The organism is Falsiroseomonas sp. (genome assembly GCF_030695085.1).
Classification (GTDB): Bacteria; Pseudomonadota; Alphaproteobacteria; order Acetobacterales; family Acetobacteraceae; genus Falsiroseomonas.
The window spans coordinates 1-22,109 of sequence record NZ_JAUYTS010000012.1 but is presented as its reverse complement, the minus strand read 5'-3'; the positions used below and the strand labels follow the sequence as shown (position 1 = coordinate 22,109).

The window sequence follows — 22,109 nt, the reverse complement described above, 5'->3', positions numbered from 1 at the left end:
GCTTCCGGCTGAAGCTACCCGGCGGATGGCGCCTTGCGGACCAGCCAGCGATAGACCCCGGCGCCGTTCAGCCCCAGCAGCACGATGTTGGTCAGGCCAAGCTGGCTTTCCTGTTCCATCTGCGCCGAGGCCAGCCAGAAGGCGGAGCCGGTGGCCAGCACCGCAAAGCCCCAGCCGGTGGCGCGCCGGCCGAGATCGGCCGCGGTCATCCCGGCGCCGCAGATCGTGCAGCCCGTCGCCAGCCATTTCAGGATATCGGCCAACCCCATCCTCGCCTGCCCCGCTTGCCAGTTGCGCGGGCCGAACGCGGGACGGGGCAGGGCGTTGCCCTGGCGTGGCCTGGAGTCTGTCAGGCGCAGATAGAAGCGCCTGACAGACTCTAGCCTATTGTTTATCGTGTGATTTACGTCTTTCGGCGATTCCGCCTCAAACGATCACAGTCTAACCGGTGACGGCGTAGCCCTCCGCCGTCACCAGCGCCGTCAGCACGGCGCGGTCCAGCGTGGTGTCGGCGCGGACCAGCCCGGCGGGCAGGTCCACCTGCACCTTCGCCTGCGGGTCGCGCGCCTGGATGGCGAGCGTCACCGCGCGCACGCAATGGCCGCAGGTCATGCCGGCGACCTTCAATTCCTGTGTCATGCGCGCTTTCCCTCCAGCTCCGGCCGGCCTTCAAGCTCGGCCAGGATCGGGCAATCCGGCCGGTCATCGCCCTGGCAATGCTGCGCCAGGTGGCGAAGGCTCTCAGCCACCGCCTGAAGCGAGGCCGCCTTGCTCTCCAGCGCCGCCACATGGGCGAGGGCCATCTGCTTCACATCCGAACTGGCGCGCGAGCGGTCGCGCCACAGCGCCAGCAGCCGGCGGATATCCTCCAGCGGGAAGGCGAGGTCGCGCGCATGGCGGATGAAGCGCAGCACCGCCACATCCTGCGGGCCGTAGCTGCGATAGCCGTTCGGCCGGCGCGTCGCCTCGATCAGCCCGATCGCCTCATAATGGCGGATCATCTTGGCGGAGACGCCGGAGCCGGCCGAGGCCTCGCCGATATTCATGCCTCCGTTCATGGTCCTGCTCATGCGCTCGCCACCGGGCGGGGATGCCCCCGGGGGTGCCAGCGGGACAGCAGCAGCGCGTTGGTCAGCACCGAGACCGAGGACAGCGCCATCGCCGCCCCCGCGAAGGCCGGCGACAGCATCCCGGCCGCCGCCAGGGGTATGCCGAGCAGGTTGAATGCGAAGGCCCATGCCAGATTCTCCTGTAGCTTGCGGTAGGTTCTGCGAGTGATGTCCAGGGCGGCCGGCACCAGCGCCGGGTCGCCCCGCATCAGGGTGATTCCGGCGGCCGCCATGGCGACATCGGTGCCGGTGCCCATGGCGATGCCGAGATCGGCGGCGGCGAGTGCCGGCGCGTCGTTCACGCCATCGCCGACCATGGCGATGCGGGCGCCGCCTTCACGCCAGCGCGCGATGGTCTCCAGCTTGTTCTGCGGCAGCATCTCGGCCGCGACCTGGGTGATGCCGAGCGCGCGGGCGGCGGATTCGGCGGCGGCGGGGCTGTCGCCGGACAGCATGGCGACCTCCACCTTCAGGTCGCGCAGCGCCTGCACGGCGCCGGCCGCCTGCGGCTTCAGCGCATCCTCGAAGGCCAGCAGGCCGAGCACGCGGCCGGATTGCGGCGCCAGCAGCCAGGCCAGGCTGCGCCCGGCGATCGCCTCGGCGCGGCCCCGCTCGGCCAGCGCCCCGGTCTGCAGCCCCGATTCGGCCAGCATGCGGGGGGAGCCGAGCAGCAGGCGCTGGCCCTCCACCACGCCTTCCACGCCACGGCCGGGCAGGGCGCGGAAACCGGTCACGGCCGGCGGCGTGCTGCCCCCTGCCTGCTGATGGGCCGTCAGCACGGCGCGGGCGAGCGGGTGTTCCGAGCCGGTCTGCAGCGCGGCGGCCATGGCGAGGATCTCGGCCTGCGCCACACCATCGGCCGCATGCAGCGCGGCCAGGCGGGGCCGGCCCTCGGTCAGCGTGCCGGTCTTGTCGAAGGCGACCAGAGTGATGGCCTGGCCCCGCTCGATCGCCTCCGCATCGCGCACCAGGATGCCGGCGCGGGCGGCGGCCCCGGTGCCGGCCATGATGGCGGCGGGGGTGGCAAGACCCAGCGCGCAGGGGCAGGCGATGACCAGGACGGAGACGGCATGCAGCAGCGCAGCCTCCACCCCCGCGCCGGCCAGCAGCCAGAAGCCCAGCGTGCCGGCGGCGATGACGATGACGATGGGCACGAAGACCGCCGCCACGCGGTCCACCAGCTTCTGCACCGGGGCGCGGCTGGCCTGGGCGGCGGAAACCAGCGCGGCGACGCGGGCCAGCGTGGTCTCGCCCCCCACCGCCGTGGCGCGCAGCACCAGGCTGCCATCCAGCACCACCGTGCCGGTGGCGAGCTTCGCACCGGGCGCCTTTTCCACCGGGCGGCTTTCGCCGGTCAGCGCGCTTTCATCGACGCCGGCCTCGCCGTGTTCCACCGTGCCATCCACCGGCACGCGCTCGCCGGGGCGCAGCACCACCACATCGCCCACCACCAGGGACGCCGCCGGCACCTCCCGCTCCGTGCCATCCTCGGCGCGCAGGCGGGCGGTGCGGGGGCGCAGGTCGAGCAGGGCACGCAGCGCGGCGCCGGTGCCGCGGCGGGCGCGGGCTTCCAGGTGCTTGCCGAGCATCACGAACAGGATGACGACGACGCCGGCCTCGAAATAAAGGACATGGGCGTGCCCGCCGCCATGCTGCAGCAGCAGCACCAGGGACAGGCCGAAGGCGGCGGAGGTGCCGATGGCGACCAGCAAATCCATATTGCCGGTGCCGGCGCGCACAGCGGCCCAGCCGGCACGGTAGAAGCGGGCGCCGAACCAGAACTGCATCGGCACGGCCAAGGCGAGCTGGACCCAGCCATTCGGCATCCAGTCCCGGCCGATGCCCATGCCGAGCATGCCCAGCATGAAGGGCGCGGCCAGCAGCGCGGCCAGCAGCAGGTCGCGCCGCTGCGCGGAGAGCTTCGCCGCCGCCGCCGCTTCCTCCGCCGCGCCATCCTCCGCCAGGGCGGCCAGGCGGTAGCCGGCGCGGGCCAGCGTGGCGGCCAGCACGCTGTCCTCCACCGGCAGCAGCAGCCGCAGCGTTGCCTGTTCCGAGGCGAGGTTGACCGAGACCGCCGCCACCCCCGGCACCGCGGCCAGCGCGCGTTCGACCCGGCCGGCGCAGCTCGCGCAGGTCATCCCTTCCACGCCGATGCTGCGGGAGACTTCCGGCACCGCATAACCGGCGCGGCGCACCGCGGCGGCCAGCGCCTCCGCCGGCGCGCTGCCGCGCACCAGCGCCTGTTCCGATGCCAGGTTCACATGAACCTCCATCGTGCCCGGCACGGCGAGCAGCGCACGTTCCACCCGCCCGGCACAGCTCGCGCAGGTCATCCCCTCGATCGGCAGGGACAGGCGCGGAAAGGTCTGGGGCGAGGCCTCGGGCATCAGGGTCTGGTGTTCCATGGAGTGGAGATGGGGCTTCCCAGCATAGGAAGGTCAAGAGCCGCGTCAGGATGCCGTGCCATTGGCGCAAGGATGCTGGGCGGAGAGGCGGCGCGCATTGATCCAGCGCAGGTTTGCGGTTGACGGCGCCGTGCCCTGCGGCGACATGCCTGGGTCATGCCCCAGACCCTGCGTGTTGCCCTTGCCCTGGCCTGGCTGCTGCCGGTCCTCGCCCCGTCCCCCGCGCCCGCCCAGGCGCCCGGCGCGCCACCCGCCCAGGGCCAGGCGCAGGAAGGCCCGGTTCGCATCATCAACCGCACCGGCCAGCCGGCCACGGCGCTGCACGCGGTGCGCAGCGGGCGGACGGATTGGGGCAGCAACCTGTTGAATCGTGGCCCGCTGCCGAACAATGCCGGCTTCCCGATGCGCCCGAGCGCCAGCGCGGGCTGCCGCTTCGATGTGCGCCTGGTGCTGGCCGATGGGCGGGAAGCCGTGTCCCGCGACCAGGACATCTGCACCCTGCCGCAGATCGAACTGTACACCGCCACCGCCCCCGCCCCCGCATCCAGCCCCGGCGGGGCGCCGCCGCGCGCGGCAACGCCGGGCGCCATCCCGGGCTCCATCGGCGGTGTGGCCCAGGCGCGGCCGAACACGCAGGCGCGCCGGGTTTCCACCGGCACCGGCTTCGTGGTGGCGCCGGACCGGGTGCTGACCAACCAGCATGTGGTCGATGGCTGCGACCGCATCCTGGCCCGCACGCCGGATGGCCGCTGGCTGGCCGCGGTGCCGCCGGCGCAGGTGGACCGGGCGCTGGACCTGTCGATCCTTACCATCCCCGGTAACCCCGGCCCGGCACTGGCCTTCCGCGCCAGCCCGGTGGTGCGGCGCGGGGAGAGTGTGGTCGCCTACGGCTTCCCGCTGAGCGGCCTGCTTTCGACCGACCCGAAGCTGACGCGCGGCGAGATCAACGCGCTGGGCGGCATCCGCAACGACCAGAACAATTTCCAGATCAGCGCCGAGGTGCAGCCCGGCAATTCCGGCGGCCCGCTGCTGGACATGCAGGGGCATGTGGTCGGCGTGGTGGTGGCGAAGCTGGACAGCCGCCGCGTGCAGAATGTGGACAATGTGAATTTCGCGGTGAAGGGGGAGGCCGCGCAGGCCTTCCTGCGCCGTGCGGGCGTGGCCTTCGGCACCGCGCAGAGCCGTGGCGCGGACCGCAGCGCGGCGGATGTGGGCGACATCGCCAACCTCTCCACGCTGCTGCTGCGCTGCGAGCGCTAGAGTCAGGCGCAGATAGAAGCGCCTGACAGACTCTAGCCTATTGTTTTCGTGTGATTCACGTATTTCGGCGGTTCCGCCTTAGACGATCCCAATCTGGGAACGCCCCGGCCAGCGCCGCGTTGCTGCGCGGTCAACCCCGGTCGCCGGGAACCCGCCTGCAAACAAGGACCGCGCCATGCCCCCGAGGCCGCTGCTGCTGCTGCCATTCCTGCTGGGCGCCCTGCTGCCGGTTGCGGCCGCCGCGGAGGATGACACCCGTCCCAGCGCCAGCACGCCCTTCGCGGTCAGCGATGCCTATACCAATGAGGCCGGCGCGTTCCAGATCCAGGGCAATTTCGGCTATGAGCGGGCGCGCGGCGGAGGCGAGGATTTCCGGCCCGCACCGGTCCTCAAATACGGCGTGACCGATTGGCTGGAGCTGGAGCTTGGCGCCGATTACGGCTTCGGCAACGGCTCCGGCGTGAACCAGGGCAGCCTCGCCCCCGGCGTGACCTTCCGCGTCATGGAGCAGGACGGGTTTCGCCCGACGCTCGCGCTGATCGCCGGCGTGGCGCTGCCCTTCGGCCCCGGCCATGGCGGCACGGCGACGGAGCTTGGCGCGGCGACAAGCTGGGTCACCGGCCGCGGTCCCGGCGCCTGGGGCCTGCACCTGCAGGGCGGCTGGCGCGCCACGATCGACCCGCAACCGGAAGAACGCCGCAATGGCTGGCTGGCCGGTGCGGCGATCAGCCATGTGGTGGCCCCGGCGATGGAGCTGGTTGCCGCCTATTCGCAGCGGAGCCAGGATCGGGGCGAGCGCAATCTCAGCGTGATCGAGGCGGGCTTCATCCGCGGCCTGACGGATCAGCTCAGCCTCGGTGTGGCGGCCGGCGCCGGGTTGAACCGCGATTCCCCCCGCCTGCGCCTGACCGCCTCCCTCAGCTACAGTTTCACGACCGGGCGCTGATCTACCCGAAGGCCGCGGCGCGGATCGACGGATCCACGTAGCGCGCCGGGTCGGTCAGCTCCTTCGCCGGCTGCGCGAATTTGCTGCGCAGCCGCAGCACCGTCCGCAGCCCGGCCTCGTCGATCCGCAGGTCGCGATAGATGCCGCGGTCAGGGTCGAGCAGCGCCGCGGCAGCCCGCGCCGCGACCGGCGGCGGCATGTTGGCGCGCGCGGTCAGGATGGCGGCTGCCTCGGCCCGGTTGGCATCCAGCCACAGCAGGCTTTCGCGGAAGCCGCGGGTGAAGCCGATCAACTGGTCCCGCTTGGTCGTCAGCGTGCCGCGCCGCGCGGCGGCGACGATGCCCTGATAGGCACCCACCGCATCCCGCCCGCGCGCCAGGCGCCGGAAGCCGCGTGCCTCCGCCGCCAGATCCAGCGGCGTGTTCAGCAGCGTCGCCGCCTGCTTGCCCTCCAGCAGCGCCGCCAGGCGCTGGGCGCCGCCGCCGACGGCGACCCATTCCACCTGATCCGCGATGCCGGCTTGGCCCAGCACTTCGCGCAGCACGAAGGCGAAGCCGGTGGTCATGGCATCAACGGAAACCGTCTTGCCGCGCAGCGCCGCGAGATCCGGCACATCGGCCGCCGCCATGACGGAGAGCATGCCGTCATCGACGCCGAAGAAGGCGGTGAAGTCGGATGGCCCCGGCAGTTGCGCTTCGCCCTGGCCTTCATTGTAGGCCACGATGTTGTCGACCGAGGTCAGCGCCAGGTCGTATTTCGCCGCATACAGGTCGGACGCCATGGCGCGCGAATTCGGCGTGAGGTCCAGCGCCACCTCCAGCCCATGGCGCGCGAAGATTCCCTGCTGTTGCCCGGCCCAGAGGACGAGGTTGGAGGCCCCGGCGAAGGCCACCACATTCAGCGGCGACAGGGTCTGCGCGCTGGCAGACCCTGCGGCAACGGCCCCTGCAAGCGTCATCGCGCCTCTCCGTGTGATGCTGTCCATGGTGCGCTCAATCCGCGAACTGGCCGGCGGCCTGCAGGATCGGGCGCCAGCGCTCGATTTCGGCGGCCAGATGCGCGCGATGCACCTCGCCATTCTGGCGCTCCACCGGCTCCGGCGGGCTGCCGAGGCCGGTCATGCGTTCCACCACGCGGGCATCGGCGAGTGCGAAACGCAGCGCGGCGTTCAGCCGGTCCTGCACCGGCTTCGGCGTGCCAGCCGGCGCGTACAGCCCGTGCCAGATCGCCACCTCGAAGCCCGGCAGCCCGCCCTGGATGGCGGTGGAGACGCCCGGCAGCGCCGGCAGCGGCTCCGGCGTCGTCACCGCCATCGCCTTGATCTGGTTCGACTGGATGAAGGGAATCGCGCTGGTCGTCTGGTCGCAATAGATGTCGAGCCGGCTGGCCATCAGCTCCGGGTAGATCGGCCCCGAACCGGCGAAGGACACCGCCGTGAAGCGTGTGCCGAGGCTGGCCTGCAGCAGCGTGCCGCAAAGCTGGCTGGCGGAACCCAGGCCGGCATTGCCGAGATTGATCCGCTCCCCGCCCTCCCGGATCAGGCGCAGCATCTCGCCGAAATTGGCGGCGGGGAAATCCGGGCGGGTCAGCCAGACCATCGGCGTGGCGGTGACCAGGCCCAGCGTCTCGAAGGCCGTCAGCGGATTGTAGGGCAGGCGGCGATACAGCGTCGGCGCGGTGGACATGCCGATGTTGTGCAGCAGGATGGTGTAGCCGTCCGGCCGTGCCTGGGCCACGCGATTGACGCCGATGGTGCCGCCGGCGCCGCCGACATTCTGCGCCACGACATTCACGCCGAGGTCCCGCGACATCGCCTCCGCCAGCATGCGGCCCACCGCATCGGTCGGGCCGCCGGGGGCGAAGGGGATGACCAGCGTGATGGGCTGGCTCGGCCAGTTGGACTGCGCGCGGGCGGTGCCGGCGAGCAGCGCGGGGGTGGCGAGGGCCGCGCCGAGCAGCGCACGGCGGGTGGTCTGGATTTTCATGTAGTCGGGTCTCCCTTGGACGTTTTGGGGTGGCCGGTTTGCCGGCCTTGGGTTTTCAGCGACCGCCGCCGATATCCACCAGCGTTCCGGTCATGTAGGCGGCGCCGGGCGAGAGCAGGAAGGCGACGAGGCTCGCCACCTCCTCCGGCTCCCCGGGCCGGCCGAGCGCAATCGCCGCGGTCATCGCCTTCAGCCTGTCGGCCCCGGCGCGCGCCTCATGGCTTTCGGTGCGGATCACGCCCGGCCGCACGCAGCAGACGCGGATGCCGAGCTTGCCGACTTCATTGGCGAGGCCTGCGGTGAATCCATCCACCGCGCCCTTGGCGGCGGCATACATCACCCGCCCCGGCTGGCCGCCGAGCACGGAGGCGCGCGAGCCGATATTGACGATGACGCCGCCCGAACCACCGCGATCCGTCGCCATGCGCTGCACGGCGGCGGAGGCGCAGAAGACGGTGGTGCGCAGGTTGCCATCCATCATGCGGTCGTAATCGGCGGTGGTGATGTCGGCGATCTTCGCCTCCGCGCTGCCGCCGGCATTGTTCACCAGGCCCTTCACGGGGCCGATGGCGTCGGCTGCAGCGAACAGCGCGGCGATGCCAGCCTCGGACTGCACATCCGCCTGCACCGCCTGGGCGCGGCCGCCAGCCTGCGTGATGGCGGCGACGGTGGCCTCGGCGGAGGCTGCGTCACGTGCGTAGTTCACCACCACGTTCCAGCCATCGGCGGCGGCGGCCTTGGCGATGGCCGCGCCGATGCCGCGGCCGGCGCCGGTGACGACCAGCACGCCGTGATCCGTGCGCGGCCGCGCCGTGTGGCCTGCGGCACCCCGGTCGTCGGACATGCTCATCGGCTCCACCCGCCAACCTGCGCGAGTTCGGCGCGGGCCTCGGCCGCATTCATCGGCTCCGCGCCCAGCTCGCGCAGGATGCGCACGGCGCGTTCGACGAGGACGGTGTTGCTGACCGCCAGCTCGCCCTTGTTGAGGTAGATGTTGTCCTCAAGCCCGACGCGCACATGCCCGCCCAGCAGCCAGGCCTGCGCCAGCATCGGGAATTCCATGCGGCCGATGGCAAACGCCGCCCAGGGGCTGCCGGGGGGCAGGATGGATTTGGCGTAGTTCAGCGTCGCCGGGTCCCAGTCGAAGCCGTAGCGGATGCCCATGCAGACCTGGAACAGGCAGGGGCCCTTCAGCACGCCATCGGCCATCAGCTTCTTCGCCAGGCCGATATCGCCAGAATCGAAAACCTCGAGTTCCGGGATGGTGCCGACGGAATAGATCAGCTCCGCCATCTTGGTCACCGACCACGGCGCGTTGATCACCACGGCGCTGCCGGACCACATGGTGTTCAGGTCGAGCGTCGCGATCTCCGGCTTCAGCTCGACGATATGCGCCACGCGCTGTTCCGGCGAGATCAGCGTGGAGCCCGGCGCGGCCTCGCGCGGATTGTCCAGCGAGGGCACGAAGCGGCCACCCGGGCCGGTGGTCAGGTTGATCACCACATCGGTGCCGGAGGCGCGGATGCGGTCCATCACCTCCCGGTACAGGTCGATGGACATGGAGGGCTTGCCCGTCACCGGGTCCCGCACATGGATGTGGGCGACGGCGGCGCCGGCCTTCGCGGCCTCGATCGCGGCATTGGCGATCTGCTCCGGCGTGATCGGCAGATGCGGCGTCTGCTCCGGCGTGGTGATGTTGCCGGTGACGGCGCAGCTCAGGATGTATTTGCGGCGCATCAAATCAATCCTTGGCCGGGCCGAAGGCGGGCTTGCCGCGGGTGATGTCGAGGAAGCGGGTGACGATGACCTGCTCGAACAGCCCGTTCTGCGCGAAGGGGTCGCCGGCGGCGAAGGCTTCCGCCGCCGCGCGGTCCGGCACATCGACGATGAAGACGGAGCCGATCCGCGCCTCCCCGTCATCAGCCACCATCGGGCCGGCGAGCTTGATGTCGACCGGGCTCGCCTTCAGGTAGGCGCGGTGCGCGTCGTAATGCGCCTCGCGGATCGCGGCGCCATCGGCGACCTGGGTGCAGTGGATCAGGAACAACATTTATGCGGCGTCCTCTTTGGGGATGCGGAACTCGTAGCTGAGTTTGGCCGGCTTGCCTGCCGCCTTGGGCGCATCCCAGTCCGTTACCAGGCTGGCTTTGACGCCGAACACCGCATCGTCATGCAGATACGGATCGCCATCCTTGAAGATATGCGTGATCAGGTCCCGGTAGCCGGGCTTCTTGATCCAGAAATGCACATGGGTCGGCCGCATCGGGCTGCGGCCCATGGAGTCCAGCACGCGCCCTACCGGCCCGTCATGCGGCACCGGGTAGCTGGCCGGCATCACCGTGGGGAAGGCCAGCAGCCCATCCGCGCCGGTGACGAAGCGGCCGCGCATGTTGTGCGCGTCGCCCAACTGGCTGTCGTAGAAGCCATCCGGCGAGGTGTGCCACACATCCACCTGCGCGCCTTCCAGCGGCTGGCCGGCCTCGTCCAGGATGCGGACCTCGACCTCGAGCGGTTCGCCCGCCACGCCGGGCGACATGTTGTCGCCATTCTTCAGCACCGGCGGATTCTCGCGGTGGAAGGGGCCGAGCACGGTGGTCTCGCTGACGCTGGCATGGGTGCGATGCGCGATCGCGTCCACCAGCATCGAGACGCCGAGAATATCGGACAGCAGGATCACCTCCTGCCGCTTGTCGTCGCACCAGCGGCCCAGCTCGGTGATGAAGCCGACGCCCTGTTCCCATTCCTCCGGCGTCAGCTCGACCTCGCGCACGAAGTCATGCACATGCGTCACCAGCGCGGTCATGACCTGGCGGATGCGCGGGCTGGCCTCCGGCGAGATGCGCGCCAGCACCGCCTCGGTCAGGTTTTCGCTGGTATAGGTGATGTGGCCTTCGGGCATGGCGGGGTTCCCTTCTCAATCACCCATGGTCAGCACGACGCGGCCGCGCGTGCCGCGGGCGACGGCGGCATAGGCCTCGGCGCCACGGGTCAGGTCGTAGGTCTCGGCGATGGCGGGTGCCGGATAGGCGCCGGATTCGAAACCGGCGCGCAGGTCTTCCATCATCGGTGCGCAGGCGGCGGCGCTGCGCTTCAGGCTGTCCACGCCCAGCAGCCGGCATTCGCGGCGATAGAACGGGATCAGCTCGAACTTCACCAGCTCGCCCGGCGTGCCGGCGATGACGATCATGCGCCCGCCGAAGGCCAGCGCGCCAAGGGCGGCTTCGGTCAGCGCCGGCTTGCCGACGCAATCATACACCACATCCACGCCACGCCCGCCGGTGGCGGCGGCGATCTGGGCGGCCACATCATCCCGGTTCACATCGATGAAGCTGGCGGTGGCGTGCCGGGCCGGACTGTCGGCCGGGGCTTCCCCGCGCACCGCCGCGATCACGGTGCAGCCGCGCGCCGTGCCGATGCCGCATGCCGCGCCGCCGACGCCGCCGGTGGCGCCCAGCACCAGCAGCGTCTCCCCGGCCTTGAGCTGCGCGTAGTCCAGCCCGATCCAGGCGGTGACGTAGTTCACGCCGACCGACCCGGCCGCGGCGAAGCTGAGATTGGCGGGCTTGCGGGCCAGCGCCGCCACCGGCAGGTGCAGGAAGCGCGCATGGCTGCCATCCCGCGTGAAGCCGATATCGCCGCCGGTGCCCCACACCTCTGCGCCGCGCCACTCGGCAGGGCCATCCACCACCACGCCGGCGAAATCGCGGCCGGGCGTGCGCGGCGGCACGGTCTGGCGCATCCGGCCCGCGACGTTCTTCACATCCGAGGGGTTCACCGAGGCCGCATGCACCCGCACCAGCGCCTCGGCCGTGCCGGGGTGTCCCACCGGCACATCCTGGCATTCCAGCACCTCCGGCCCGCCAAAGGCGGCGAAGCGGAGCGCGGGGGCGTGCATCAGGCGGCGGGCAGCGTTGGCCGGTCCCGCATCCGGTGGGGCGTCGTTCATCGTTGGTCGAATCCTCCGTCGCCGCATCGGTTAAGCCGCGGCGGGGGGCGGGTCAAGAAAAATCTGCAATCGATTGCACCGCCCACGCGGCCGGGGGTTGCGCTATAGCGGCCCGGATGCAGCCTCCCGCCCCGTCGCCGGCTCCCGCCCGCGCTACCCCCACCCGCGCCACCATCGCCGATGTCGCCCGCGAGGCCGGCGTCCATGCCTCCACCGTCTCCCGCGCCCTGAACCCGGCAACCCGCGGCATGGTGACCGCGGCGGTGGCCCAGCGCGTGACGGAGGTGGCGGACCGGCTGGGCTGGCGGCCTTCCGCCGTGGCGGCCGGGCTGCGCACCCGCAAATCCCGCACCATCGGCATCCTGGTGCCGGACCTGATCAACCCGATCTTCCCGCCCATCCTGCATGCGGTGGAAACCGTGCTGGCGGCACAGGGCTACGTCACGCTGGTGGCGAATACGGATAATGACGCGGCGCGCGAATCGCTGCTGATCGAGCGCATGGCGACGCATCTGGTGGATGGACTGATCCTGGCCTCCGCCGCCGCCGGCACCGATGCGCTGTCGCTCTGTGCCCGCTTCGGCATCCCGGCGGTGCTGATCAACCGCCGCATGCCGGAAGGCGCGGGCTGCGCCGCCGTCTCCGCCGTCACCAATGACGACACGCACGGCATCGGCCTGGCGGTGGACCACCTGGTGGCGCTCGGCCACCGGCGCATCGCGCATCTGGCCGGGCCGCAGGGGGTCTCCACCGCGCGGGACCGCCGCGCCGGCTTCCTGGAGCGGATGCGCCATCACGGCCTGGCGCCGGTCGCGGTGGTGGATGCCGCGGCCTACACCCGGGACGCCGGCCGCGTGGCGATGACGGCGCTGCTGGAGGGGCTGGTTCCCACCGGGCCGGCCTGCACGGCGGTGGCGGTGGCGAACGACATGCTCTGCCTCGGCGTCTATGACGCGATGGAGGCGGCGGGGCGCCGCGTGGCGGACGATATCTCCGTCACCGGCTTCAACGACATGCCCTTCGTCGATCGCATCCATCCGGCGCTGACCACCATCCGCATCCAGCACGATGCGATGGGCCGCCAGGCCGCCTGCATCCTGCTGGCGGAAATGGCCGAGCCGGGCCTGGCGCGCCAAAGCATCCGTCTGGTGCCGGAACTGGTCATCCGCGCCTCCACCGCACCACCCGCAAAGGGCCCCTGATGCCGCTGATCGTCGCCCAGGTTTCGGACGCCCATCTCGGGCCACGCACCACCGTATTCCAGGCCAATATGGCGCGGATCGAGTCCGTGCTGCACGCCGCACCGCCCCAGGCGCTGGTGGCCAGCGGCGACGTTTCGCTGGATGGCGCGGACCGCGATGCGGACCTGTCCTTCGCCGCCGCCGCCTTTCGCCGCATGGCAGGCAGCGCGCCGCTGCTGGCGATTCCGGGCAACCATGATGTCGGCAGCAATTTGCGCAGCATGCCGGGACAGCCGGTGAATGCGGCCCGGCTGGCGCGCTGGCAGGCGGAATTCGGCGCCGATCGCTTCGTGCGGGACCTGGATGGGCCGGGCGGGGAGGCCTGGCGGCTGATCGGGCTGAACACCGAGATCATGGGCACCGGCCTGGCGGAGGAAGCCGCCCAGGCCGCCTGGCTGGTGCAGGCGCTGGCAGGCCTCGGCCGCCGCCGCATCGCCGTCTTCCTGCATAAGCCGGTCTTCGTGAACGGGCCGGCGGACCCCTTCGATTCCTGGTCCGTGCCGCCGGAGGCCCGCCCCGCCCTGGCGCCGCTGCTGGACCACAAGGCGCTGCGACTGGTGGCATCCGGCCATCTGCATCTGCACCGGATGGAACGGCGGGGGGAGGTGGTGTTCGCCTGGGCGCCCCCCGCATCCTTCATCTGCGAGCCGGAGATCCAGGCGGGTTTGCTGGGAGACCGCCTCGGCGGCTTCCTGCGCCACACCTTGCACGCGGACCACGTTGAGACGGAATGCGTCTGCCCCACCGGGCTGCGCGCGCCCTTCCTGGAGGAAGTGCGCGCCGAAACCTACCCGCACCCGACTTGATGAAGAATGTGTTTCGCGGCCACGACACACAACCCTGGGTTGGTTTTCCATTAATCGCGTGATCGCTAGAACAAAGAACTTTCATTCGATGGGGTGCCATGTCGCAGACTCGGGCAGTGTCGCCGATGCGGGGCTTGCCGCCGACCCCGGCGTTGCCGCAGGCCCAACTCCTGCCGCAGGCGCAGACCCCGCGATCGGAGTTCCTCGGGCTGCACGACCCCTATGGCGACGCGCCGGCCGGCGCGCCCGTGTTGCGTCCGCCGCCCGGCCCCCTGGTGACGCGGGAAAAGGCGGGGGAACTGGTGCGGGCCGGCGGGGCGCTGGTCGCGCTGTTCATGGTGATCGCGGTGGTTATCACCGCGCTGGGTTGACCCCGGTGGTTATCACCGCGCTGTGTTGACCATGGTGGTTATCACCGCGCTGGGTTGACCACGGCGGTTATCACCGCGCTGGGTTGACCACGGTGGTTATCACCGCGCTGGGTTGATCACGGTGGTTATCACCGCGCTGGGTGATCGCGGTGGTCGTCACCGCGAAAAGGGCTGAACTCAGCCCTTCGGCGGATCGCCGGGCAGGGCGATTCCGGTCAGCGCCTGCCACACCCGGATGACGAAGCCATCATCCGCACGGCCATGCCCCATGGCGCTGGCGGCGGTGAATAGCTGTTGCGCCTGGCTGGCCAGCGGCACGGGGTGGTCCAGTCCGCGCGCCATCTGCGCCACCAGGCCGAGATCCTTGACGAAGATATCCACGGCACTGCGCGGCGCATCATCGCCGGTCAGCACGCGGGCCATGCGATTCTCGAACATCCAGCTATTGCCGGCCGCGCTGGTCACCACGTCGTACAGCTTCTGCGGATCGGCGCCGGCGCGGATGCCGAGTGCCATCGCCTCCGCCGCCACCGCGATATGCACGCCGGCCAGAAGCTGGTGCACCACCTTCACCGTGGCGCCGATGCCGGGCGCATCGCCCAGCTCCCACACCTTGGTCGCCACGGCATCCAGCACCGGCTTTGCCTTGGCGAAGGCGGCCGCGCTGCCGGAGGCCATGACCGTCATCTCCCCGGTCGCGGCCTTCGCCGCACCGCCGGAGACCGGCGCATCGAGGTAGAGGAACCCCGCCGCCTCCGCCCGCGCCGCCAGCCGGCGCGCATCATCCGGCCCCATGGTGGCGGAGGCGATGATGACGGCGCCCGGCGCCAGGCGCGGCGCGCAGCCGGCGGGGCCGAACAGCGCCGCTTCGGTCTGCGCGGCATTCACCACCAGCAGCACGACCGCCTCCGTCCCCGCCGCGATCGCATCGGCGCTGGCGGCAGCCTGGCCGCCGGCCTTTGCGAAGCTGTCACGCGCGGCTTCGGCAAAATCGCAGCCGGTGGTCGCCAGACCTGCCCGCAGGCAGGACAGCGCCGCCCCCATGCCCATGGCCCCGAGGCCGATCACCGCAACCTGCATCGTCATCTCTCCCTGATCGCGCAAGGCTGGCGGCACGCGGCGTTCAGCGCAAGACGAGGGTCACGATCTGCACCAGGGCGGAGACCACCAGCAGCAGCAGGACGATCTTGGAGAGTGTCGATATCGGCGGCATCAGCCGGAGATGATCGCACGCAGCAGCGCCTTCAAGGCGGGGGCGGCCTCCGCATGGCGCGCGAGCAGCGCGGCCTCATGCGCGCGGGCCTCGGTCACCAGCGAATCGGCCAGGGCGGCGCCTTCTTCCGTCAGGGTGATGCGGGTCTGCCTTCCGCGGCGGGCGCGGGCCAGCAGGCCCTCCGCCTGCATGCGGTCCAGCAGCTTCGACATGGTCGGCTGCTGCATCAGGCAGCTTTGCCCGAGCTGGCCGACCGTCACGCCCTCGCCCGCGCCATGCAGGGTTGCCAGCACCCGCCAGGCCGGCACCGCCACGCCGCGCGCCTTCAACCGCGCATGGAAGGCCGCCGACGCCGCATGCGAGGCCTGGGCCAGCAGGGCCAGGAGGTAGTCCTCGACAAAGCGGGGCGGAGGGGTCACGCCGCGAATATATGACTTTTCATATATGGACGCCAGCGCTAGCCTCGACGTGACCCAGGGAGGGCCGCGGATTTGCGCGACGACCGGATCGAGCCGCATTGGATCGAGGCCTTCGAGGCGGTGCTGCGGCTTTGCGCGGCCCGGGCCGGGGAGACGGTGTGCCTGCTGTCCGAAAGCCAGTCCCGCCGCCTGAACATCGACCTGGCGGAGCTGGCGGCGCACCGGCTGGGCTGCCGGCCCTTCCGGCTTGAGGTGCCGACGCCGCCGCAGACCGCGCCGGTGCCGGTGCGATCCACCGGGGCCTCGCGCGCTTTGGCGGGGCACCCGGCGGTGCTGGCGGCGCTGGGGGCTTCCTCCCTCATCCTCGACCTCACCCGCGAAGGGCTGCTGCATGCGCCGGAGCTGCGCGGCATCCTGGCCAGCGGCGCGCGGGTGCTGATGGTGAGCGACGAGCATCCGGATGTGCTGGAACGCCTGGTGCCACGGGCGGAGGATGCCGCGCCGGTGAAGGCGGCGGTGAAGCGGCTGCGCGCGGCGCAGACCATGCGCGTGACCAGCGCCGCGGGCACCGACCTGACCGTTGCGATGGCCGGCGCCACCACCGCCGGCGTCTGGGGATTCACCGACCGCCCTGGGACGATCGCGCATTGGCCGGGCGGTGTTGTCGTCTCCTTCCCCGCCGCCCGCAGTGTTGCCGGCACGCTGGTGCTGGCGCCGGGCGACGCGAACCTGACCTTCAAGCGCTACATCGAACAGCCCGTGCGGCTGACGCTGCGCGATGACCATGTGGTGGCGGTGGAAGGCGAGGGCGTGGATGCACGGATGATGCGCGACTACCTGGCCGCCTGGGACGACCCCGCGGCCTATGCCGTCAGCCATGTCGGCTGGGGCATGAACCCGCGCGCGCGGCGGGAGGGGCTGCTGTTCCACGACCGCCGCGACCTGAACGGCACGGAATTGCGCGCGGCGGCCGGCAATTTCCTGTTCTCGACCGGCGCCAATGAATTCGCCGGCCGCTTCACCGAGGGGCATTTCGACATCCCCATCTTCGGCTGCACCATCGCCCTGGATGGCGAGGTGGTGGTCCGCGAAGGAGTTCTGCAATCATGAGCATCATCCTGCTGCACGGCATCGGCGGGCCTTCCTGGAACGGCATGGTGCCGGGTGCCATCGACTGGCCGATGCCGGGGTTCTGTGGCACGGCGCCGCTGCCGGACATGACCTTCCCGGCGCTGGCGGAGGCGCTGCGGGATGCGCTGGATGCGCACGGGCTGGGGCGCGTCACGCTGGTCGGCCATTCGATGGGCGGCATGCTCGCGCAGGAATTCGTCGCGCGGTTTCCGGGCCGCGTTGCGAAGCTGGTGCTGTACGGCACGACACCGGCCTTCGGCGGCCGCGATCCGTCCTTCGCCGAACAATTCCTGGCCGCACGGCTCGGCCCGCTGGAGGGGCGAAGCATGGACCAGGCGGCGCCCGATCTGATGGCCGGGATGCTGCCGGATACCGCACCGCCGGATGCGAAGCCGCGCGCGCTGGCCGCGATGCGCGCGATTCCGGAGGATGTGTACCGCGCCACGCTGCGCTGCCTCACCACCTTCGACCGCCGCGCCGACCTGCCGAAGATTTCGGTGCCCACCCTGCTGGTCGCGGGCGAGCGCGACCAGGCGGCGCCGGCGAAGACCATGCAGCGCATGGCGGATACGGTTCCGGGCGCGAAGTTCGTCATGATCCCGGGCGCCGGCCACCTGATCCATCTGGAAGCGCCCGAGCCGTTTCTTGCCGCGCTGCTGCCCTTTCTCGCGGAGTGAGCCCGATGGATGCGATGCCCGTGACGCTGCCGGCCGATGCGCCGATCTTCGAGGCCAAGGCCTTTCGCCTGACCCCCTTCGAAGCGGAGCTTACCGCGCGCGCCCGTGAATTCGGCGCCCGTGTGCTGGCGCCGCGCGCCACGCGATGGGACCGGGAGGCCAGCTTTCCCATCGACAATTATCGCGACATGCATCGCGAGGGCCTGCTCGGCATCTGCATCCCGGCGGAGGAGGGCGGCCTCGGCGCCGATTTCCGCGCCTATTGCCTGACGGCGGCGGAGCTTGGGCGGTATTGCGGCGCCACGGCGCTGACCTGGAACATGCATGTGTGCAGCACGCTCTGGACCGGCGCGCTGACCGAAGACCTGGAGATGGAGGAGGCCACCCGCGCGGAACACCGCCGCCGCCGCCGTCTGCACTACGACACCATTCTGCATCACGGAAAGATCTTCTCGCAGCCCTTCTCCGAAGGCGGCGCGGCGGCAGCCGGTGCCGCGGCCTTCGGCACCACGGCGGAACGCGTGCCCGGCGGCTTCCGCATCAACGGGAAGAAGATTTTTGCGAGCCTCGCCGGCCATGCCGATACCTATGGGATTCTCTGCACCGAGATGCTGCCGGGGGAGAAGGCCTCGCGCAGGAACACGCTGTATCTCGGCGTGCCGGCGGATGCGCCGGGGGTGACGGTGACCGGTGACTGGGACCCGCTGGGCATGCGCGGCACCGTCTCCCGCACCCTGGTCTTCGAAAATGTCTTTGTGGCCGAGGATGCGGCGCTGATGCCGCCGGGCCTGTATTTCCAGGCGGCGATGCGCTGGCCGCACATGTTCCTCACGCTGAGCCCGACCTATATGGGCCTGGCGCAGGCGGCCTATGATTTCTGCGTGCGCTATCTGCGCGGTGAGGTCCCAGGCACGCCACCGGTCAAGCGCCGCATGTACCCCACCAAGCAGATCGCGGTGGCGCAGATGCGCGTTATGCTGGAACAGACCAAGGCGCTGTGGTTCCAGGCGATCACGGAGGCCGGGCCTGATCCCAGCAAGGACCAGATGCTACGCGCGCTCGCCGCACAGCACACGGTGATGGAGAATGCGCAAGCGATCGCCAGCCTCGCGATCCGCACCTGCGGCGGGCAGGCGATGCTGAAGTCCCTGCCACTGGAACGCATCTTTCGCGACAGCCGCTGCGGCGCGCTGATGCTGCCCTGGACGGCGGAGCTGTGCATCGACCGCATCGGGCGCGACGCGCTGTATGAGAAGGGCGAGACGGACCAGTGAAGCACTGGCTGGCCGCGCATCCGCCGGACCGCATCGCGCTGCGCTTCGGTGACGCGGCGCTGAGCTATGGCGCACTGGATGCGCAGGCCGGGGCGATGGCGGTGGCGCTGGCGGCGCGCGGCGTGGCGCAGGGGGACCGCGTGGGCTTCCTCGGCCAGAACCACCCGGCGCAGATCGTGGCGCTGTTCGCCTGCGCCCGGCTCGGCGCGATGCTGCTGCCGTTGAACTGGCGCCTGGCCGCGCCGGAATGGCGCTTCATTCTCGACGATGCGGGCGTGAAACTGCTTCTGGCGACGCCTGAGATGTTTTCGGCAATGCCCGACCTGGCGGTGGATGCGACCACGCTATTTACCTCCGGCGATGCGCCGGATGATGGCGAAGAACGAAGCCCGGTGCTGCTGGTCTATACCAGTGGCACCACCGGCCGGCCGAAGGGCGCGGTGCTGGACCAGCGCGCGCTGCACCACAATGCGCTGAACGCGGTGCATGCCTTCGAACTGACGGCGCAGGACCGCGTGCTGACGGTGCTGCCGCTGTTCCATGTCGGCGGCCTCAACATCCAGACCACGCCGGCGCTGATGGCCGGCGCGGAGGTGCTGCTGCATCCGCGCTTCGACCCGGACGCCTTCTTCGACGCGGTGGCGCGCGACCGCCCGACGCTGACCCTGCTGGTGCCCGCCGTGATGCAGGCGCTGGTGGCGCATCCGCGCTGGGCCGGCGCGGATCTTTCCAGCCTGCGCGCCATCGGCGCCGGTTCCTCCGACGTGCCGGTCGCGTTGATCGAGGCCTTCCACGCGCGCGGCATCCCCGTGCAGCAGGTCTATGGCGCGACGGAGACCGGACCGATCGCCATCATCCAGGACCGCGCGGAGGCGCTGGCCGCGCCCGGCTCCCTCGGCCGTCCGGCCCGGCACGCGGAAGCGCGCATCGCCGGCGGTGCCGCGGAGGGGGAAATCCAGATCCGCGGCCCCGCCACGCTGCGCCGCTACTGGCCGGTCACGCCGGCGCTGGATGACGCGGGCTGGTTCGCCACCGGCGATGTCGGCCGCATCGACCCGCAGGGCCGCTTCTGGTTCACCGACCGGCTCAAGCACGTGATCATCTCGGGCGGGGAGAACATCTACCCGGCGGAGATCGAGCGCCTGCTGCGCACGGCGCCCGGCATCACGGAAGGCGCCATCATCGGCCGCCCCGATCCGCGCTGGGGGGAGGTTCCCATCGCCGTCGTCGTGCCCGCCGCCGGTTTCGACGCCGCGCGCGTGCTGGCGCATTTCGAGGGGCAGATCGCCCGCTTCAAGATTCCCCGTGCGGTGGTCGCCGTGCCGGCCCTGCCGCGCACGGCGCTGGGCAAGGTCGAAATCGGAAAACTGCACAGCCTGCTGGCCTGAACCCACAACTCGGGCATGATCGGGCCAACCGGCCCGAGGAATCGCCCCGCATGATGCGCCTGAACGCCTTCGACATGGCGACCCCCGGCCATATCCAGCAGGGGATGTGGCGCCATCCGCGCGACACGGCCGCGAACTACCGAAACCTGGAGCACTGGACCGGCCTCGCCCGGCTGCTGGAACGCGGGTTGTTCGATGGGCTGTTCCTGGCCGATGTGCTCGGCATCTATGATGTGCATGGCGGCAGCCCGGATGCGGCGCTGCGCGGCGGCGTGCAGGTGCCGCTGCTCGATCCGGTGATGCTGGTCCCGGCGATGGCGGCGGTGACGCAGCACCTCGGCTTCGGCGTGACCTGCAACCTGGCCTATGAGCCGCCCTACCTGTTCGCCCGGCGGATGAGCACGCTGGACCATCTGACCAATGGCCGCATCGGCTGGAACATCGTGACGGGGTATCTCGACAGCGCCGCCCGCGCGCTGGGCCACGCCGAGCAGATGCGGCATGACGACCGCTACGATCTGGCGGACGAGTACATGCAGGCGGTCTATGCGCTGTGGGAGGGAAGCTGGGCCGAGGATGCGGTGCAGCGAGACCGCGCCGCTGGCGTCTACACCGATGCCGCGCGCGTCCGCCGCATCCACCATGCCGGGCCGCAATACCGGATCGACGCCATCCACCTGGCTGAACCCTCCCCGCAACGCACGCCCGTGCTGTACCAGGCCGGCGCCAGTGAACGCGGCCGCCGCTTTGCCGGCACCCATGCCGAATGTGTTTTCGTGAATGGCACCAACGCCTCCGTCGTCGCGCGGCTGGTGGCGCAGCTGCGGGCGGCGGCCGCGCCGCGCCCCATTCTGGTGTTTGCCGGTGCCACCTTGGTGGTCGGCCGCACCGAACGGGAAGCGCACGAGAAGCTGGCGGATTACGCATCCTGGGCCAGTGCGGAGGGCGCCTTGGCGCATGCCTCCGCCTCGCTCGGCATCGACCTGGCAAAATTCGGGATGGATGAGCCGGTGCGGGCCGGCGAGAGCCAGGCGATCCGCTCCAATGTCGAGGCCATGGCCAAGGTGGCGGGGCCGGACTGGACGCCGCGCATGCTGCTGGCGCAATCCGTCCTCGGCAGCCGCCAGCCGCCGATCGTGGGGGATCCCGCGCAGGTGGCGGATGCGCTGGCGGGCTGGATGCAGGCGGCGGATGTGGATGGCTTCAACCTGTCCCGTACCGTGATGCCTGAAAGCCTCGAGGATTTCATCGAGCTGGTGGTGCCGGTGCTGCAGGAACGCGGCCTGTACAAGACCGCCTACGCCCCCGGCACCTACCGCGAGAAACTGTTCGGCGCCGGGCGGCTGCTGCCGGAGGGCCACCCCGCCGCCAGCCATCGCTGGGCATGAAACGCAAGAACGTCGCGCTGATCACGCTGGCGCAGGTGCTGGCGCTGTCGCTGTGGTTCTCCTCCACCGCCGCCGGGCCGGGCATGCTGCTGGAGGCGCCATCGCGCGGCAGCTTCTACCAGGCGCTGCTGACCAGCGCGGTGCAGGCCGGCTTCGTACTCGGCACGCTGGTGAGTGCCGCGCTGGCGCTGCCGGATCGCTTCGACCCGCGCCGCGTCTTTGCGCTCGCCACCCTGCTCGGCGCCGCCGCCAATGGCACCATCCTGCTGCTGCCGCCGGGGGCGGAGGGCGTGATCGTGGCGCGCTTCGTCACCGGCATGGCGCTGGCCGGGGTCTATCCGGTCGGGATGAAGCTGGCCGCCGGCTGGGCGGATCGGGGCGATATGGGGCTGGTGGTGGGGCTGCTGGTGGGCGGGCTGACGCTCGGTTCCGCCGCGCCGCATCTGGTCTCCGCACTCGGCGGCGTGGCGTGGCGGCCGGTGCTGGCGATGGCGTCGCTGACGGCGGTGGCGGCGGCGCTGCTGGTGGGGCTGGTGCGGCTTGGCCCGCG

General features: G+C 70.9%; 24 protein-coding genes. 11 read left to right on the top strand and 13 right to left on the bottom strand.

What is annotated here, in order from left to right:
* Positions 1-14: 14 nt before the first annotated feature.
* The 4 genes from Q8S40_RS01310 to Q8S40_RS01295 all read right to left on the bottom strand — a co-directional run bounded on the left by Q8S40_RS01310 (position 15) and on the right by Q8S40_RS01295 (position 3,514).
* Positions 15-263: a hypothetical protein gene (locus Q8S40_RS01310; protein ID WP_304815206.1), complete on the bottom strand. Its 249-nt coding sequence runs from the start codon at positions 261-263 to the stop codon at positions 15-17.
* Between the two features lie 178 nt (positions 264-441).
* On the bottom strand, positions 442-639 hold the full coding sequence (locus Q8S40_RS01305; RefSeq protein WP_305668986.1) for a heavy-metal-associated domain-containing protein: 198 nt from the start codon (positions 637-639) through the stop codon (positions 442-444).
* Positions 636-1,046: a Cu(I)-responsive transcriptional regulator gene (locus tag Q8S40_RS01300; protein WP_305668985.1), complete on the bottom strand. Its 411-nt coding sequence runs from the start codon at positions 1,044-1,046 to the stop codon at positions 636-638. The genes Q8S40_RS01305 and Q8S40_RS01300 overlap by 4 nt, the downstream gene beginning before the upstream one ends.
* Before the next feature lie 20 nt (positions 1,047-1,066).
* Positions 1,067-3,514 (bottom strand): heavy metal translocating P-type ATPase, encoded by a 2,448-nt coding sequence (locus tag Q8S40_RS01295; RefSeq protein WP_305668984.1) that lies wholly within the window; start codon positions 3,512-3,514, stop codon positions 1,067-1,069.
* Positions 3,515-3,670: 156 nt separating this feature from the next.
* On the opposite strand from Q8S40_RS01295, the gene Q8S40_RS01290 reads away from it, so the two are divergent.
* Together Q8S40_RS01290 and Q8S40_RS01285 are read left to right on the top strand one after the other, a co-directional pair.
* On the top strand, positions 3,671-4,774 hold the full coding sequence (locus tag Q8S40_RS01290) for a S1C family serine protease (protein ID WP_305668983.1): 1,104 nt from the start codon (positions 3,671-3,673) through the stop codon (positions 4,772-4,774).
* A gap of 175 nt (positions 4,775-4,949) precedes the next feature.
* Positions 4,950-5,720: a hypothetical protein gene (locus Q8S40_RS01285; RefSeq protein ID WP_305668982.1), complete on the top strand. Its 771-nt coding sequence runs from the start codon at positions 4,950-4,952 to the stop codon at positions 5,718-5,720.
* A 1-nt stretch (position 5,721) separates the two neighbouring features.
* On the opposite strand, the gene Q8S40_RS01280 is transcribed toward Q8S40_RS01285, so the two are convergent.
* Genes Q8S40_RS01280 through Q8S40_RS01250 form a run of 7 tightly spaced genes read right to left on the bottom strand, consistent with a single transcriptional unit; the run spans position 5,722 to position 11,651 of the window.
* The gene (locus Q8S40_RS01280) at positions 5,722-6,678 is read right to left on the bottom strand and encodes an ABC transporter substrate-binding protein (RefSeq protein WP_305668981.1); all 957 of its coding nucleotides are present in this window, start codon (positions 6,676-6,678) and stop codon (positions 5,722-5,724) included.
* A 34-nt stretch (positions 6,679-6,712) separates the two neighbouring features.
* Positions 6,713-7,705 carry a tripartite tricarboxylate transporter substrate-binding protein gene (locus Q8S40_RS01275; RefSeq protein ID WP_305668980.1) on the bottom strand — a complete coding sequence of 331 codons (993 nt, stop codon included), beginning with the start codon at positions 7,703-7,705 and terminating at the stop codon, positions 6,713-6,715.
* Between the two features lie 55 nt (positions 7,706-7,760).
* Positions 7,761-8,549 carry an SDR family NAD(P)-dependent oxidoreductase gene (locus tag Q8S40_RS01270; protein WP_305668979.1) on the bottom strand — a complete coding sequence of 263 codons (789 nt, stop codon included), beginning with the start codon at positions 8,547-8,549 and terminating at the stop codon, positions 7,761-7,763.
* 2 nt (positions 8,550-8,551) lie between these two features.
* Entirely contained in the window at positions 8,552-9,442 is an 891-nt protein-coding gene (locus Q8S40_RS01265; RefSeq protein ID WP_305668978.1) for a 3-keto-5-aminohexanoate cleavage protein, read from the bottom strand.
* Positions 9,443-9,446: 4 nt separating this feature from the next.
* Positions 9,447-9,755: a YciI family protein gene (locus Q8S40_RS01260; RefSeq protein WP_304815222.1), complete on the bottom strand. Its 309-nt coding sequence runs from the start codon at positions 9,753-9,755 to the stop codon at positions 9,447-9,449.
* Positions 9,756-10,604: a dioxygenase gene (locus Q8S40_RS01255; protein WP_305668977.1), complete on the bottom strand. Its 849-nt coding sequence runs from the start codon at positions 10,602-10,604 to the stop codon at positions 9,756-9,758. It lies immediately after the preceding gene.
* Between the two features lie 15 nt (positions 10,605-10,619).
* A complete protein-coding gene (locus Q8S40_RS01250; RefSeq protein WP_304815225.1) occupies positions 10,620-11,651 on the bottom strand; it encodes a zinc-binding alcohol dehydrogenase family protein in 1,032 nt (343 codons plus the stop codon).
* Between the two features lie 116 nt (positions 11,652-11,767).
* On the opposite strand from Q8S40_RS01250, the gene Q8S40_RS01245 reads away from it, so the two are divergent.
* The 3 genes from Q8S40_RS01245 (at position 11,768) to Q8S40_RS01235 (ending at position 14,069) form a co-directional block, all read left to right on the top strand.
* The gene (locus Q8S40_RS01245) at positions 11,768-12,853 is read left to right on the top strand and encodes a LacI family DNA-binding transcriptional regulator (protein WP_305668976.1); all 1,086 of its coding nucleotides are present in this window, start codon (positions 11,768-11,770) and stop codon (positions 12,851-12,853) included.
* Positions 12,853-13,698, top strand: coding sequence for a metallophosphoesterase (locus Q8S40_RS01240; RefSeq protein ID WP_305668975.1), 846 nt, complete (start codon positions 12,853-12,855; stop codon positions 13,696-13,698). Before Q8S40_RS01245 ends, Q8S40_RS01240 begins: the two co-directional genes overlap by 1 nt.
* Positions 13,699-13,832: 134 nt before the next feature.
* Entirely contained in the window at positions 13,833-14,069 is a 237-nt protein-coding gene (locus Q8S40_RS01235; RefSeq protein WP_305668974.1) for a hypothetical protein, read from the top strand.
* A 177-nt stretch (positions 14,070-14,246) separates the two neighbouring features.
* Here the strand turns inward: Q8S40_RS01235 and ltnD are convergent, their stop codons facing one another.
* Both ltnD and Q8S40_RS01225 read right to left on the bottom strand, forming a co-directional pair.
* The gene (gene ltnD / locus Q8S40_RS01230; protein WP_305668987.1) at positions 14,247-15,149 is read right to left on the bottom strand and encodes an L-threonate dehydrogenase; all 903 of its coding nucleotides are present in this window, start codon (positions 15,147-15,149) and stop codon (positions 14,247-14,249) included.
* 132 nt (positions 15,150-15,281) lie between these two features.
* Positions 15,282-15,701 (bottom strand): MarR family winged helix-turn-helix transcriptional regulator, encoded by a 420-nt coding sequence (locus Q8S40_RS01225; protein WP_305668973.1) that lies wholly within the window; start codon positions 15,699-15,701, stop codon positions 15,282-15,284.
* A gap of 72 nt (positions 15,702-15,773) precedes the next feature.
* Between Q8S40_RS01225 and Q8S40_RS01220 the strand changes: the two genes are divergently transcribed.
* The 6 genes from Q8S40_RS01220 to Q8S40_RS01195 form a co-directional block, all read left to right on the top strand.
* Complete coding sequence (locus tag Q8S40_RS01220; protein WP_305668972.1) at positions 15,774-16,811, top strand: 2,5-dihydroxypyridine 5,6-dioxygenase; 1,038 nt, start codon at positions 15,774-15,776, stop codon at positions 16,809-16,811.
* Entirely contained in the window at positions 16,808-17,509 is a 702-nt protein-coding gene (locus tag Q8S40_RS01215; RefSeq protein WP_305668971.1) for an alpha/beta fold hydrolase, read from the top strand. Before Q8S40_RS01220 ends, Q8S40_RS01215 begins: the two co-directional genes overlap by 4 nt.
* A 5-nt stretch (positions 17,510-17,514) precedes the next feature.
* Positions 17,515-18,783, top strand: coding sequence for an acyl-CoA dehydrogenase family protein (locus Q8S40_RS01210; RefSeq protein ID WP_305668970.1), 1,269 nt, complete (start codon positions 17,515-17,517; stop codon positions 18,781-18,783).
* Positions 18,780-20,171 carry an AMP-binding protein gene (locus tag Q8S40_RS01205; RefSeq protein ID WP_305668969.1) on the top strand — a complete coding sequence of 464 codons (1,392 nt, stop codon included), beginning with the start codon at positions 18,780-18,782 and terminating at the stop codon, positions 20,169-20,171. Before Q8S40_RS01210 ends, Q8S40_RS01205 begins: the two co-directional genes overlap by 4 nt.
* A gap of 50 nt (positions 20,172-20,221) precedes the next feature.
* On the top strand, positions 20,222-21,559 hold the full coding sequence (locus Q8S40_RS01200; RefSeq protein ID WP_305668968.1) for an LLM class flavin-dependent oxidoreductase: 1,338 nt from the start codon (positions 20,222-20,224) through the stop codon (positions 21,557-21,559).
* On the top strand, positions 21,556-22,109 hold a 554-nt coding region (locus Q8S40_RS01195), incomplete at its 3' end, for an MFS transporter (protein ID WP_305668967.1). The genes Q8S40_RS01200 and Q8S40_RS01195, both read left to right, overlap by 4 nt.